The sequence below is a fragment of the Pseudomonas sp. PDM09 genome (assembly GCF_014852305.1).
GTDB lineage: Bacteria > Pseudomonadota > Gammaproteobacteria > Pseudomonadales > Pseudomonadaceae > Aquipseudomonas.
In genome coordinates, this window is record NZ_JACVBI010000007.1 from 342,225 (window position 1) to 356,235 (window position 14,011).

The following is a 14,011-nucleotide window of genomic DNA, read 5'->3' on the forward strand; positions in this document are numbered from 1 at the left end:
TAATGCAACAGTGTAACGGTATTGCCTTGCGCGCAGATGGCAAAAAATGCTGTTTTAAACAAAATGGAACAATTAGCTATCAGCCCGCTTCTACTCGATTCCGGCCATTGTTTTTCGCCCGATATAGCGCCTGATCGGCTCTTTTAAGTACCAGATCGCTGTGTTCGCCCGGTCTGAAGGCGGTCAATCCCATGGAAATGGTGATGGTGACTCGCTCGCCCTTGAAGTGGAACGGGCAGGCTTCGATCGATGCGCGCAAGGTTTCCAGTAGTTTTGCGCCGACCATAGGTAGTGTGGCAGGCATCAATAGTACAAACTCCTCACCGCCAAATCGGGCAATGAAATCAGACCCACGCAGACGCTTGCGTAGAACACTGGCGATGATTTTCAGCACCTTGTCGCCCGCCAGATGGCCATAGTTGTCGTTGATGCGTTTGAAATGGTCGAGATCGAGCATTGCCAGCAACAGGGTATTGCCATGTTGTTGCCATTGACCTATTTCGTGCTCCAGGCGTTCGCTCCAGGCTGCTCGATTCGGTAGACCCGTCAGTGGATCGATCAGTGCCTTCTGACGCTGTTCTTCGAGATGCTCACGGTAGCCCAGGGCTTCCTGCTCCATGTGGGCAACCCTTTCGGCCAGGCATTGCAGACGGGCCGCTACTTCCTGCTCACGCTCATCGCGCTGCTTCTGGTGTTGGTCCATGGTGCCGAGCAGGCCTTCGAGATGGTTTTCCAGCACATGCTTGAGATCATCAAGGTCCGCCGCTTCCTGCATGCTGCTTTGCAAGCCGTCGACTTGCTCGCGAATCTGCGTGTCCATATCCCGCGCGGCCGAGCGGTTGTCGGCGTGGCCTTCGCTCGCGGCTTGCAGGTTGCTCTGGAATGACTCGAGGCGTTCGTTGAGTTGCTGCAAATAGGCTTCGAATTCGTGCTGGCCGCTGTCGGTGATTGCCAGCATCAATGTGGCGAGGTCATCGAGAATTGGCAGCAGTTCGTACCAGTTCAAGCCATTTTGAAGACGATCGCGCATCGCCTCGGCTTGCGGACGATGGCGCTCAGGCAGCGCCAAGTCATCGAGCAGGCCCAGCAGGGTGTCTTCGATGTGCTTGGCGACAGAGCTATAGGACGGCTCCGGCGAGTCCGGCAGGGCATACAAAATATCGTGTCCGGACGGCTCTGGATCGATGGTCACCGGAGTGAGCTCATCGGGATTGATTGCCGACAGAACCTGAGTGGCCGGTAGGGCGATCGCCGGAACCGGCTCTTGTTGCTCGATATCGGGTCGGGTTTGAAACTCCGTGACTTGGCTGCTCGTAGCTTCTGGCTCAAGGACGGGTGGCTCAAACGCCACGACTTCAGCCGCAGGTGCCATTGCTATGGGCGCCTCAATTTGCGCTGGCTCGGGGGGCGCAGCGGCGGGCATCGCGGCTTCGACGGTTGCCGATACCCCTTGCGGTTTATCGGCGGCTGGCGCGAGATTGACCGTCACTTGTGGGGGCTCGGCCGGCGAGGCTGCAACCGGTTCGACAGGTTGCGGGGCAGGCATATGCGATTCGGGGACGGCGAGCTGTGGCGCGATCTCTTCCGTTTCCCTGCTGAACAAACGCTGCAGAAAACCCGGGCGGTCAGGTTCGGCAGGGTTCTCCAGCAGGTTCAAGGCTTTGCCTTGCAAGCCGCTCAGCTCGCTAAGCAGCAACGGGATTTCGCGAGCCTGGCTTACGCGTCCGTCCAGTTGCTTGGCGAAATTCTTCAGTGGCCGGCTCACTTCCCGGGGCAGCGGCAACGCTTGCAACTGAGAAACCAGCGCTGTCAGGGCGGCACTGACTTGATTGACCCGGGTTTCCCGGCGCTGCTCGGAGTCGAGCACGGCTCTTTCCAGGCGTGGCAGCAAGGCTGCCAGGCCGGCGTCCATGTCATCGGTGCGTACGACTTCACGCATTTCCTTCATGCATTGATCAACGGCGCGATCGGTTCCTTCTGCGGCCAGGGTGCTGCGCACCAGCCCGCGACGCAACAGATCAAGCCGGGCGTCCCATCGACGTTCGAGCTTTTCCTGTTGTTCGATGCTTTTGAGGTATTTCTCTTTCCAGCGCTGTGCTTCGTCGCTCATTCAGGCAGGACTCAACGCGGGCAATGCATCGGCCGTGAGCGAACCCGGCAGACGAATCTCTACCGCGACCGGCAGGTGATCGGAAATGGGCTGTGCCAGCACTTCGACCTTTTCAAGGGTCAGGGTGGGGCTGAGCAGAATATGGTCCAGGCAACGCTGCGGGCGCCAGCTGGGAAAGGTCGCTTCCAGTTGCGGCGCGAGCAGGCCTAGATCACGCAACGGGGAGTTTTGCAGCAAGTCACTGGCATGGGTATTCATGTCGCCCATCAGCACCTGGTGTTTATAACCGCCAATCAACTCGCGGATGTAGGCCAGTTGCAGGCTACGGGCTCGAGCGCCCAGCGCCAAGTGCATCATCACCACCACGAGTGCCTCCGGACCTTCGCCGAAGCGCACCAGAATGGCCCCGCGACCCTTGGGTCCCGGCAGCGGATGATCTTCAATCGCCCACGGGCGCAGTCGGCTGAGCACACCATTGCTGTGCTGACCGAGATGACCGAGGTTGCGATTGAGTTGTTGATACCAGTAGGGGAAGGCGCCGAGCTGCGCCAGGTGTTCGACCTGATTGACGTAACCTGATCGCAGACTGCCGCCATCGGCTTCCTGCAAGGCGACCAGATCGAAGTCGCCCAGCAGATTACCGATTTTTTGCAGATTGTCGGCACGCCCGGTGTGCGGCAACAGATGCTGCCAGCCGCGGGTCAGATAGTGCCGATAGCGCTCGGTACTGATACCAACCTGGATATTGAAACTGAGCAAACGCAGACGGCTGTCCACGGGCAACCCCGTCGATTCCAGGTGATGCTCGTTGACCTGCGGATGATGCAGGCCAACGATGCGTTCAGTTCCCCAGCGGCGCATGGCAGGTGCCGCGCTTAGTTGGCGACGGCCTTGGTTGCCGCTCGCTCTTTGGCAACCAGTTGGTCGGCCAGTTTCAGCGCTTGTTCGGCACCGCCGGCAGAGCCGATGTCAAAGCGATACTTGCCGTTGACGATCATGGTAGGCACGCCGGAGATTTCATATTTCTTCGCAAGTTCTTTGGCTTTGTTGATCTGGCCCTTGATGGCGAAGGAGTCGAAGGTGGCCAGGAACTTGTCCTTGTCTACACCTTGGGTCGCCAGGAAGTCCGCCATGTCTTCTTTGTCGGTCAGTTTCTTGTGTTCTTTCTGAATTGCTTCGAAAACTGCGGCGTGAACCTTGCTTTCGACGCCCATGGCTTCAAGGGTCAGGAACATCTGGCCGTGTGCGTCCCAAGGGCCGCCAAACATGGCCGGAATGCGCACGAAGTTCACGTCGGAAGGCAGTTTTTCAACCCATGGGTTAATGACGGGTTCGAAGGCATAGCAATGCGGGCAACCGTACCAGAACAGCTCCACGACTTCGATCTTGCCAGGCACGGCCACCGGGACCGGATTGCTCAGCTCGACATAGGGCGCTGCAGGTTTTTCGGCGGCTTGGGCAGTCATGCCGAACAGGCTGGCAGCGACGAGCGCGGCGCTGATGATCAGATTACGCATGCTTTACTCCTGGACAATTGGGTCGCCTCGCGCGACCTGTTTTCAGACAGATCCTGGCGGGCTTGAGTTTGTAGTGTAACGGCAGCAGCCACAAAAAAGGGCAGCCAAAGCCACCCTTTTTATGTTTGCATCGACGGATTAATCGAGTGTTAACGTTGCAAGAGATGTACATCTCCAGCAACGCTTGTTCGATCAGTCTCAGTGCAAGCCTTGAATATAGCTGGAGACTGCGGCGATATCTTCGTCGCTCAGCTTTTTAGCGATGCTCTGCATCGGTTTGGTATCGCCGTCGTTGGTCCGGCCACCTTCTTCTTTCCTGAAGTCGGTCAGTTGCTTGCCGACGTACTGAGCATGCTGGCCGCCCAGATGCGGGAAGCCCGCAGCTGCGTTGCCCTTGCCGTCCGGAGAGTGGCAGCCGGTGCAGGCTGGCAGACCCTTGGCCAGGTCGCCACCACGGAACAACGCTTCACCGCGCGCCACGACTTTCGGATCGGCGGCACCGACGCTGCCTTTCTGGCTGGCGAAGTAGGCGGAGATATCAGCCAGGTCCTGATCGCTCAGGTTGGTCAGCAGGCCGGTCATTTCCAGCACCGTGCGCTTGCCGGACTTGATGTCGTGCAGCTGTTTGTTCAGATAACGCTCGCCCTGGCCCGCCAGTTTCGGAAAGTTAGGCGCCATGCTATTGCCGTCCGGGCCATGGCAGGCACCGCATACGGCGGCTTTCGCCTGGCCGGCGGCTGCATCACCTGCAGCATGGGCAATGCCGGAGATCCCCACGGTCAACAGCAGACTCACGATCAGTTTGTTCATCAGCTAATCCAACTACGGCTAAGGGTTAAAGAGTTATGGGCCGGGTTTACTCGCTCATCCAGTGGATGATGGCTCGGTAATCCTCGGCACTGCAGTCCATGCACAAACCACGCGGCGGCATCGCCTTGAAACCCTGGGTCACGTGTTGCACCAGCGTCTCCATACCTTTCGCCAACCTCGGCGTCCAAGCTTCCTGATCGCCCTTGCGGGGCGCCATGGGTAGTTGGCCGGAATGACAGGCACCACAAACACGGTTGTACACAGCTTCCGGATCCTGTGTAGCCTGAGCGCTGTAAAGCGGCATCAAGACACCGGCAGCTAGCAGCCATTTCGTCATAAAACGACCTTTTCAGGGTTGAGAGCGTGCTGCGTTCTAATGCGCAATCAAGGTTAATCGCTCTCGTGAACTTCATCCTACGCTGGGACAAAGCGCACACAAAATCTGCGGCATTATATACTGGCGTCACTGAAACGGAAACGACACAGCTTGCCGCGTCCATTCCCGGCGCCGCCCACATCGGAAATCCCATGCAACTCAAGAACCCCATCCTCGGTCTGTGCCAACAGTCCACATTCATGCTAAGCGCCGCCAAAGTCGATCAATGCCCCGACGACGAAGGCTTTGAAGTGGCCTTTGCCGGGCGTTCCAACGCCGGCAAGTCCAGCGCATTGAACACCCTGACACACGCCAGCCTGGCGCGGACCTCGAAAACCCCGGGTCGCACGCAGCTGTTGAACTTCTTCAAGCTAGACGATGAACGCCGTCTGGTCGACCTGCCGGGTTACGGTTATGCGAAAGTGCCGATCCCGTTGAAGCTGCACTGGCAGCGTCACCTGGAAGCCTATCTGGGCGGTCGCGAGAGTTTGAAAGGTTTGATTCTGATGATGGACATCCGTCATCCAATGACCGATTTTGACCTGCTGATGCTCGATTGGGCCGTCGCCAGCGGCATGCCGATGCATATTTTGCTGACCAAGGCAGACAAGCTGACCTATGGCGCGGCGAAAAACGCGCTGCTCAAGGTTCAGGCGCAAATCCGCAAGGGCTGGGGCGATACGATCACTATCCAGCTGTTTTCGGCACCGAAACGAATGGGGCTGGAAGACGCCTACACTGTACTGGCGGGCTGGATGGAGTTGGCGGACAAGGGCTGCGAGGCTGCCGAGTAAGGCTTTACAGGTGAAAAGCCAGGCAAAAAAAACCCCGGACTTCATATGGGGAGGGAGAAGTTCCGGGGTTCAAGTTCCGGACCGCTAGGGCGGGGTCCAGATATCTGCCAACACTTAACACAACATAGGAGCATCGAAGGGCTTCACCAGCCATTCAGTATCTCTGAGTGGCGGTTCACGGATTTAGTTCAGACTATTTTCAAAAACCATTGGAAATAATCGATGTCATTTTCCGCACTATAGCCCTTCATTATTTTGTGCTGCGGCATAAGGCCGCAGCACAGGCGTCGTTCAGGCCGATCAGTGCGCTTCATCCCAGTTGTTGCCTACGCCTACCTCGACCAGAAGCGGTACATCCAGTTGTGCGGCGCTACTCATGTGCACGCGAATCTCCTCACGCACCTGATCGATCAGGTCCTCACGCACCTCAAGCACCAATTCATCGTGTACCTGCAGGATGACTTTGGCGTCCAGGCCTGACGATGTCAGCCAGTTATCCACCGTTACCATGGCTTTCTTGATGATGTCCGCCGCGGTGCCTTGCATTGGGGCATTGATTGCCGTGCGCTCGGCAGCTTTGCGCAGTGCCTGGTTTTTCGCGTTGATTTCCGGCAGGTATAAGCGACGACCAAAGATGGTTTCGACGAAACCTTGCTCGGCGGCCTGGGCGCGCGTGCGCTCCATGTATTCCAGTACACCGGGATAACGGGCGAAGTAGCGGTCGATGTAGGCCTGGGACTGTTTACGGTCCACGCCGATCTGCTTGGCCAGGCCAAACGCGCTCATGCCGTAGATCAAACCGAAGTTGATGGCTTTCGCGCTGCGACGCTGATCGTTGGTGACTGCGTCCAGCTCGACGCCAAACACCTCTGCGGCCGTTGCCCGGTGTACATCGAGGTTGTTGCGGAAGGCGTGCAGCAAACCTTCGTCCTTGGCCAGATGCGCCATGATCCGCAGTTCGATTTGCGAATAGTCCGCGGCCAGCAGCTTGTAGCCTTTCGGCGCGACGAACGCCTGACGAATCCGACGACCTTCGGCAGTGCGAATCGGAATGTTCTGCAGGTTCGGGTCGATGGACGACAAACGTCCGGTGGCGGCGACGGCTTGCTGGTAAGACGTATGAATGCGCCCGGTGCGAGTGTTGATCTGCTCTGGCAAACGGTCGGTGTAGGTGCTTTTGAGCTTGCTCAGCGAGCGGTATTGCATCAGCACCTTGGGCAGCGGGTAGTCCTGTTCGGCCAGCTCGGCCAGCACCGCTTCGGCAGTCGAGGCCTGGCCTTTGGCGGTTTTGCTGATTACAGGCAAACCGAGCTTTTCGTAGAGGATCACGCCCAGTTGCTTCGGCGAACCCAGGTTGAACTCTTCACCGGCAATGGCAAAGGCCTCGCGCTCAAGGGCGACCAGTTTCTCGCCCAGTTCGACACTCTGGATGCCCAGCAGGTTGGCATCCACGAGCGCGCCCTGGCGTTCGATTCGGGCCAGAACCGGCATCAGCGGCATTTCAATCTCGTTGAGCACTTTGCCCAGACTTGGCGTTGCTGCCAGTTTTTCCTGCAATGCCAAGTGCAAACGGAAGGTGACGTCAGCGTCTTCGGCGGCATAGGGGCCTGCCAGCTCAAGAGAGATCTGGTCGAAACTCAGTTGTTTGACGCCTTTGCCAGCGATCCCTTGAATGTCGGTCTTGCTTTGGCCCAGGTACTTGAGCGCCAGGCTGTCCATGTCGTGGCGGGTGGCCGTCGAGTCCAGGACGTAAGACTCGAGCATGGTGTCGTAGGCAATGCCCTGAACAATAATCCCGTTGCTCTGATCGCCGCCGATGGCGCAGTTGGCGAGGATATTGGTTTCGAACTTGGCGTGTTGGCCGACTTTCAGCTTATTCGGGTTTTCCAGTAGCGGTTTCAACGCCAACAGCACCGTGTCGCGATCCAGTTGCTCCGGTACACCCATGTAGGAATGGGTCAGCGGAATGTAGGCCGCTTCGTTGGCCGCGACGGAAAACGACAGGCCCACCAGTTGTGCATGTTGGGCATCGCTGCCGTTGGTTTCGGTGACGAAGGCAATCAACGGCGCCTTGTCGAGCTTGTCCAGCCAGGCCTCGAAGTGCTTTTTGTCGAGGATGGTTTCGTACTTCGCCTCGGCGGCGCCCGGCTGTTCCTGGGTGACCTCGACAATTTCCTGACCCGAGCGCTTCGCGTCGCGCTGGTTCTCTTCGAACCAGCTTTTGAATTCCAGCAGGGTGTAGAGCTCGGCGAGTTTGTCGTGATCCGGCTGGCCCATTTGCAGGTCATCGAGACCGATGTCCAGCGGCACGTCGATCTTGATGGTTGCTAGTTGATAGGAGAGGAACGCCATCTCCTTATGCTCTTCGAGCTTGGCCGGCAAGGTTTTGGCGCCGCGAATCGGCAGGGTCGGGACGATGTCGAGCTGTGCATAGAGCTCGGTCAGGCCGCCATTCACGCCGACCAGCAGGCCGGAAGCGGTCTTCGGACCGATACCCGGAACGCCCGGGATGTTGTCGGACGAATCGCCCATCAGTGCCAGATAATCGATGATCTGCTCGGGAGCGACGCCGAATTTCTCCTTCACGCCTTCCACGTCCAGCGCGCTACCGGTCATCGTATTGACCAAGGTAATGTGCCCGTCGACCAGTTGCGCCATGTCCTTGTCGCCGGTGGAGATCACCACCGGACGGTCGGCGGCCGCACTGCTGCGGGCCAGGGTGCCGATCACGTCGTCGGCTTCGACGTTGTCCACGCACAGCAATGGAAAGCCCAAGGCCTTGACGCTGGCGTGCAACGGTTCGATCTGAACCCGCATGTCGTCGGGCATGCTTGGGCGATTGGCCTTGTATTCGGCGAACATTGCGTCGCGGAATGTCCCGCCCTTGGCGTCGAATACCACGGCGAACGGGCTGTCCGGGTACTGCTTGCGCAGACTCTTGAGCATGTTCAAGACGCCTTTGACCGCACCGGTCGGCAGGCCTTTGGACGTGGTCAGCGGTGGCAGCGCGTGAAAGGCGCGGTACAGATAAGAAGAACCGTCCACCAGGACGAGGGGGGCTTGGCTCATGAGCAGGATCAACCTTTTCGGCGGGTCCGGCGCTAGAATAGCGGGACCGTTGACGACAAAGGGACAAGGTTATCATGCGCACACTAAATCGCTTGTTGCTGGCTGGCTTGTTTGCAATCACTCCATTGGCTGCCATGGCGGCGGATGACGCGCCCTCGGCGGACCCGGAAGTAACGATCCGCACGGAAGGCGATAAAACCATTCAGGAGTACCGCCAGAACGGCTTCGTGTACGCGATCAAGGTCACCCCGAAGGTCGGAAAACCGTACTTTCTGATACGCGCTGATGGCTCGGACGGAAACTACATTCGCTCGGATCAGCCGGATATGCTGATTCCTGCGTGGGAAATCTTTAAGTGGTAAGCCGTTCTTAACTTTAATCGGCGTTGGCTCAATCGCGGCGCCCGTACTGGCAGTTTTAACCATGTCTGTGTTCACTCCCCTGGCTCGGCCCGAGCTGGAAACCTTTCTCGCCCCTTACGGGCTCGGCCGCCTGCTTGATTTCCAGGGGATCGCCGCCGGTAGCGAAAATACCAATTTCTTTATCAGCCTGGAGCAGGGCGAGTTTGTTCTGACTCTGGTCGAGCGCGGTCCGGTGCAGGAGATGCCGTTCTTCATTGAGCTGCTCGACGTGCTGCACGACGCCAACCTGCCGGTGCCTTATGCCTTGCGCACCACCGACGGCGTCGCCTTGCGCGAACTGGCTGGCAAACCTGCGCTGTTGCAGCCCCGTCTGGCAGGCAAGCACATCAAAGACGCCAACGCGCAGCATTGCGCTCAGGTCGGCGAGCTGCTGGCTCATCTGCACCTGGCGACCCAAGCCAACATGATCAAACGCAAAACCGATCGCGGCCTGGACTGGATGCTGGAAGAGGGCACGCAGTTGCTTTCGCACCTGAATGCCGAGCAAAGCGATTTGCTGCAACGGGCGCTGGATGAGATCACACAGCAGAAGACGAAAATTCTGGCGCTGCCGCGGGCCAACATCCACGCCGACCTGTTCCGCGATAACGCGATGTTCGAAGGCACGCACCTGACCGGGTTGATCGACTTCTACAACGCCTGTTCCGGGCCGATGCTCTATGACGTGGCGATTGCCTTGAACGATTGGTGTTCGGACGAGCAAGGGCAGCTTGATGGCGCTCGGGCGCGGGCATTGCTGGGCGCTTATGCTGCGCTAAGACCGTTTACCGCTGCCGAGGCCGAGCTATGGCCGACCATGCTGCGCGTGGCGTGCGTACGGTTCTGGTTGTCGCGGTTGATCGCCGCGGAGTCTTTCGCCGGGCAGGACGTGTTGATTCACGATCCGATGGAGTTTCAGTTGCGGCTGATGCAGCGGCAGAAGATCCACACACCACTGCCTTTCGCCCTTTAAAAGCTTCGCGGGCAAGCCTCGCTCCTACAGAATCGCGTCGTTCGCCAATGTTGTGAACGACGCGATTCTGTAGGAGCGAGGCTTGCCCGCGAATGGGGCGCCGCAGATCCCGCGCCTACAACGACTCCAAACACCCCGCCAAATCATTCCCCAGCTTTTCCAGCAGTTGCTCATACCCTTGAGCGGTCGCTGGCGTGTACCCGCCGAGCGCATCCAGCTCCGCCAGTTTCACCGGCAGCCCGGCCACCAGGGTTTCTGCCAGGCGCGGGCGCAGCGGTGGTTCGCTGAACACGCAAGTCTTGCCGACTTCCTGCAACCGAGTGCGCATCGCCGCGACGTGCTGGGCACCGGGTTGTACTTCGGCTGCGACACTGAATACGCCAGTGTGCTTGAGGCCGTAAGCGTCTTCGAAGTAGTCGAAGGCTTCGTGAAACACGAAGTAAGGCTTGCCCGCGATACCCGCCAGACGAGCCTTCAGGCGCAGGTCCAAAGCATCCAGACGCTCATCGAACACCTTGAGGTTGCTCTGGTAGCGCGCTGCGTTGGCTGGATCGGCGGCACTCAGATCGGCGGCCATTTTGGTAGCGATCACGCGGGCGTTGATCGGTGACAACCACAAATGCGCATCCAGATTGCCAGGGCGGTGATCGTGGTCATGCTCGTCGGCTTCTTCGGCGTGGGAGTGGTTATCTTCGGCGAAGTGTCGCAGTTTCAGGCCAGGCAAGTCTTGCACCGCGACGCTGGGCAACGTACGACCTTTCAGCACACGGGGCAGGAAACCTTCCATGTCCGGGCCGATCCAGTACAGAAGATCCACCGATTGCACTTTCCGTACATCGGATGGGCGCAAGGCATAGTTATGGGGCGAGGCGCCGGGCGGCAGCAGAACTTCCGGAACCGCTACGCCGTCCTGCACCGCCGCGGCTATCAGCTGCAGAGGCTTGACGCTGGTGAGGACTTTAACCTCGGCTTGAGCTGAGCCGATCAGCAGAAAACTGGCGACAAATGCGACAAAGATAGAAAAAAGTCGGGACACGATGACCACTCGAAGAGGCGAGAACGGGTAACATAATAACGTCTCTCACAAAACTCGTCGCCAGCTCATGCCTAAAACACCGATTGCCAGCCGTCCCCACGACCACTCTCATTGCGTGCATAGCGCATTGTCTGAGGCCGATGTCTTGTGCGCACGTCAGGGGCTGCGTCTGACCGCTTTGCGTCGGCGAGTGCTGGAACTGGTATGGCAAAGCCACAAACCGTTGGGTGCCTATGACATTCTGGCGGTGCTCAGCGAGCAGGACGGCCGCCGCGCCGCGCCTCCTACCGTGTACCGCGCGCTGGATTTCCTGCTGGAAAACGGCTTGGTACATCGCATCTCCTCGTTGAACGCCTTCGTCGGCTGCAATCACCCGGAACACGCCCACCAGGGGCAGTTTCTGATTTGCCGCGAATGCCACGCCGCCATCGAACTCGAACAGAAATCCATCAGCGACGCGATTATCGATAGCGCCAAAGATGTCGGATTTATCGTCGAAGCCCAGACCGTTGAAGTCATCGGTCTCTGCTCGGGTTGCCAGGGGGCTTGATGAGCAACGCGCTGATTCGTCTCGAGCAGGTGGCTGTCACCTTTGCCGGGCAAAACGTGCTGGACAACATCGAGCTGAGTGTCGAGCCGGGGCAGATCGTGACCTTGATCGGCCCCAATGGTGCCGGCAAAACCACGCTGGTGCGCGCGGTGCTCGGCCTGTTGAAACCGGACAGCGGCAGCGTCTGGCGCAAGCCGAAGTTGCGCGTCGGTTACATGCCGCAAAAACTCCATGTCGACCCAACCCTGCCGCTTTCGGTGCTGCGCTTCTTGCGTCTGGTGCCGGGCGTGGACCGGGCTCGGGCGTTGGTCGCCCTCAAGGAAGTCGGTGCCGAACAGGTCATCGACAGCCCGGTGCAAAGTGTTTCCGGTGGCGAAATGCAGCGGGTACTGCTGGCGCGGGCATTGCTGCGCGAGCCAGAATTGCTGGTGCTTGACGAGCCGGTACAAGGCGTCGACGTGGCCGGTCAAGCCGAGCTCTACAGCCTGATCACACGCTTGCGTGATCGTCATGGTTGCGGCGTTTTGATGGTTTCTCACGATTTGCATCTGGTGATGAGCACCACCGACCAGGTGGTGTGCCTGAATCGCCACGTCTGCTGTTCCGGACATCCCGAGCAGGTCAGCGGCGATCCCGCATTCGTCGAGCTGTTCGGAAAAAACGCACAAAGCCTGGCGATTTATCATCACCATCACGACCACGCCCACGACCTGCATGGCTCGGTGGTCAGCGCGGGCCCGTCGACTCACGTTCATGGAGATAGCTGCAAGCATGGCTGATTTTCTGCTCTTTGCCCTGCTTGCAGGTCTGGCCCTGGCACTGGTCGCGGGCCCGTTGGGTTCGTTCGTGGTCTGGCGACGCATGGCCTATTTCGGCGACACGCTATCCCATGCCGCATTGCTCGGCGTGGCACTGGGTTTTCTGCTGGATGTCAGCCCGACCGTTGCCGTCACGGTAGGCTGCTTGTTGCTGGCGGTATTGCTGGTGACGTTGCAACAACGGCAACCGTTGGCTTCCGACACGCTGTTGGGAATTCTCGCACCGAGTACGCTCTCGCTTGGCTTGGTGGTACTAAGCTTCATGCATGAAGTGCGGATCGACCTGATGGCCTATCTGTTCGGCGATTTGCTGGCGATCAGTCCGACCGATCTGGCCTGGATCCTCGGCGGCAGTGCGGCGGTGCTGGTATTACTTGTAACGCTATGGCGACCCTTGCTGGCGATCACGGTGCACGAAGAGCTGGCCAAGGTGGAAGGTTTGCCGGTGGCGGCGTTGCGTCTGGCCCTGATGTTGCTGATCGCCGTGGTGATCGCCGTGGCGATGAAAATCGTCGGCGTGTTGCTGATTACTTCGTTACTGATTATTCCGGCGGCTGCGGCACAGCGTCACGCCCGCTCGCCGGAGCAGATGGCATTGGGCGCGAGCCTGCTGGGCATGCTCGCGGTGTGTGGCGGGCTGGCGTTGTCCTGGTTCAAGGACACCCCGGCCGGCCCGTCGATTGTGGTGACGGCCGCCGCGCTGTTTCTGCTGAGTTTTGTCCTGCCCCGTCGAGGGGTGTAGACTTGCTCGTTTTTTGCGCAAATAGAGAGTCGCAGGAATGAAGCCGTTCGCCTCCCGTTATCTGCTCCTTGTCGCGTTTTCGCTGCTACTGGGTGCTTGCCAAAGCACGCCACCGGCGGCCACCGAGGTCCCCGATGCACGGGCCACGGCAATCGCACAGCTTGAACAAAGCCTGGCCAGCAGCGAACTGGCCACCGCCGAAGGACAATTGGCGGCTTTGCAGGCTGAGTCGCCCAATGATCAATCCCTCGAGCAATACCAGCGGCAATTGGCCGAAGCTTATTTGCTGCGCAGCCAGATCGTGCTGCAAAAAGGTGATGTCAATGCAGCGGCCACGGCGCTGAGCCGCGCCCGGGTATTGATGCCCAAGGCCCCGGCGCTGACCGGTGGCGTCAACAACGCCATTGTCCATGCGCGCAAGGCTGAACTGGATAAAGCTGAAGCGGCTCTCAAGGCTGCCGAAGCCAAACCTCAGGCAAAAGTCATCGACCCGACGGCTGAAAGTACTACGGTGGCGTTGAACCTCACCGATATGAGCAAGCTTCGTCGTCAACTGGATGCCATCGCCGCCGATGTGGTGAATTATCAGTGCGACGTGAGCATTCAGGCTCCGCGCACCCAGGATTACCCATGGCTGGCCACGCTGCTGACCAAACGGGTGAAGAAGCTGGATTCGGAGTTTGATCTGAAGCTGGAGAAACAGATTCTGCGCAACATTCCGGCGCAGATGGTGTTGAGTCCGCGTAAGCCTTAAAAGCTTCGCGGGCGAGCCTCGCTCCTACAGGGTTTATGCTGTACCTGTAGGAGCGAGGCTT

14 protein-coding genes are annotated in these 14,011 nt (G+C 59.0%); 7 read left to right on the plus strand and 7 right to left on the minus strand.

Annotation, left to right across the window (positions count from 1 at the left end; translation table 11 throughout):
• Positions 1 to 79: 79 nt before the first annotated feature.
• The 5 genes from IB250_RS18905 to IB250_RS18925 all read right to left on the minus strand — a co-directional run bounded on the left by IB250_RS18905 (position 80) and on the right by IB250_RS18925 (position 4,774).
• Positions 80 to 2,110 carry a GGDEF domain-containing protein gene (locus tag IB250_RS18905; protein ID WP_192345217.1) on the minus strand — a complete coding sequence of 677 codons (2,031 nt, stop codon included), beginning with the start codon at positions 2,108 to 2,110 and terminating at the stop codon, positions 80 to 82.
• Positions 2,111 to 2,971: an endonuclease/exonuclease/phosphatase family protein gene (locus tag IB250_RS18910; protein WP_192345218.1), complete on the minus strand. Its 861-nt coding sequence runs from the start codon at positions 2,969 to 2,971 to the stop codon at positions 2,111 to 2,113.
• A gap of 14 nt (positions 2,972 to 2,985) precedes the next feature.
• Positions 2,986 to 3,627, minus strand: a complete 642-nt coding sequence (locus tag IB250_RS18915; protein WP_192345219.1) for a thiol:disulfide interchange protein DsbA/DsbL — start codon at positions 3,625 to 3,627, stop codon at positions 2,986 to 2,988.
• A gap of 198 nt (positions 3,628 to 3,825) precedes the next feature.
• Positions 3,826 to 4,437 (minus strand): c-type cytochrome, encoded by a 612-nt coding sequence (locus tag IB250_RS18920; RefSeq protein ID WP_123500513.1) that lies wholly within the window; start codon positions 4,435 to 4,437, stop codon positions 3,826 to 3,828.
• A gap of 46 nt (positions 4,438 to 4,483) precedes the next feature.
• A complete protein-coding gene (locus tag IB250_RS18925; protein ID WP_038980343.1) occupies positions 4,484 to 4,774 on the minus strand; it encodes a c-type cytochrome in 291 nt (96 codons plus the stop codon).
• Positions 4,775 to 4,965: 191 nt separating this feature from the next.
• Here IB250_RS18925 and yihA point away from each other — a divergent pair, with 191 nt between their 5' ends.
• Entirely contained in the window at positions 4,966 to 5,607 is a 642-nt protein-coding gene (gene yihA / locus IB250_RS18930) for a ribosome biogenesis GTP-binding protein YihA/YsxC (RefSeq protein WP_192345220.1), read from the plus strand.
• Positions 5,608 to 5,907: 300 nt separating this feature from the next.
• Here the strand turns inward: yihA and polA are convergent, their stop codons facing one another.
• Entirely contained in the window at positions 5,908 to 8,676 is a 2,769-nt protein-coding gene (gene polA, locus IB250_RS18935) for a DNA polymerase I (protein WP_192345221.1), read from the minus strand.
• 74 nt (positions 8,677 to 8,750) lie between these two features.
• Here polA and IB250_RS18940 point away from each other — a divergent pair, with 74 nt between their 5' ends.
• Complete coding sequence (locus IB250_RS18940; protein ID WP_192345222.1) at positions 8,751 to 9,038, plus strand: DUF2782 domain-containing protein; 288 nt, start codon at positions 8,751 to 8,753, stop codon at positions 9,036 to 9,038.
• A gap of 61 nt (positions 9,039 to 9,099) precedes the next feature.
• Positions 9,100 to 10,050, plus strand: a complete 951-nt coding sequence (locus IB250_RS18945; RefSeq protein ID WP_192345223.1) for a homoserine kinase — start codon at positions 9,100 to 9,102, stop codon at positions 10,048 to 10,050.
• A gap of 115 nt (positions 10,051 to 10,165) precedes the next feature.
• On the opposite strand, the gene IB250_RS18950 is transcribed toward IB250_RS18945, so the two are convergent.
• On the minus strand, positions 10,166 to 11,086 hold the full coding sequence (locus tag IB250_RS18950; RefSeq protein WP_192345224.1) for a zinc ABC transporter substrate-binding protein: 921 nt from the start codon (positions 11,084 to 11,086) through the stop codon (positions 10,166 to 10,168).
• A 67-nt stretch (positions 11,087 to 11,153) separates the two neighbouring features.
• On the opposite strand from IB250_RS18950, the gene zur reads away from it, so the two are divergent.
• Genes zur through IB250_RS18970 form a run of 4 tightly spaced genes read left to right on the plus strand, consistent with a single transcriptional unit; the run spans position 11,154 to position 13,950 of the window.
• Positions 11,154 to 11,636 (plus strand): zinc uptake transcriptional repressor Zur, encoded by a 483-nt coding sequence (gene zur / locus IB250_RS18955; protein ID WP_008076248.1) that lies wholly within the window; start codon positions 11,154 to 11,156, stop codon positions 11,634 to 11,636.
• The gene (gene znuC / locus IB250_RS18960) at positions 11,636 to 12,415 is read left to right on the plus strand and encodes a zinc ABC transporter ATP-binding protein ZnuC (protein ID WP_192345225.1); all 780 of its coding nucleotides are present in this window, start codon (positions 11,636 to 11,638) and stop codon (positions 12,413 to 12,415) included. Before zur ends, znuC begins: the two co-directional genes overlap by 1 nt.
• Entirely contained in the window at positions 12,408 to 13,196 is a 789-nt protein-coding gene (gene znuB, locus IB250_RS18965; RefSeq protein WP_192345226.1) for a zinc ABC transporter permease subunit ZnuB, read from the plus strand. Before znuC ends, znuB begins: the two co-directional genes overlap by 8 nt.
• A 37-nt stretch (positions 13,197 to 13,233) precedes the next feature.
• Positions 13,234 to 13,950: a PA5502 family lipoprotein gene (locus tag IB250_RS18970; RefSeq protein ID WP_192345227.1), complete on the plus strand. Its 717-nt coding sequence runs from the start codon at positions 13,234 to 13,236 to the stop codon at positions 13,948 to 13,950.
• Positions 13,951 to 14,011: the final 61 nt, after the last annotated feature.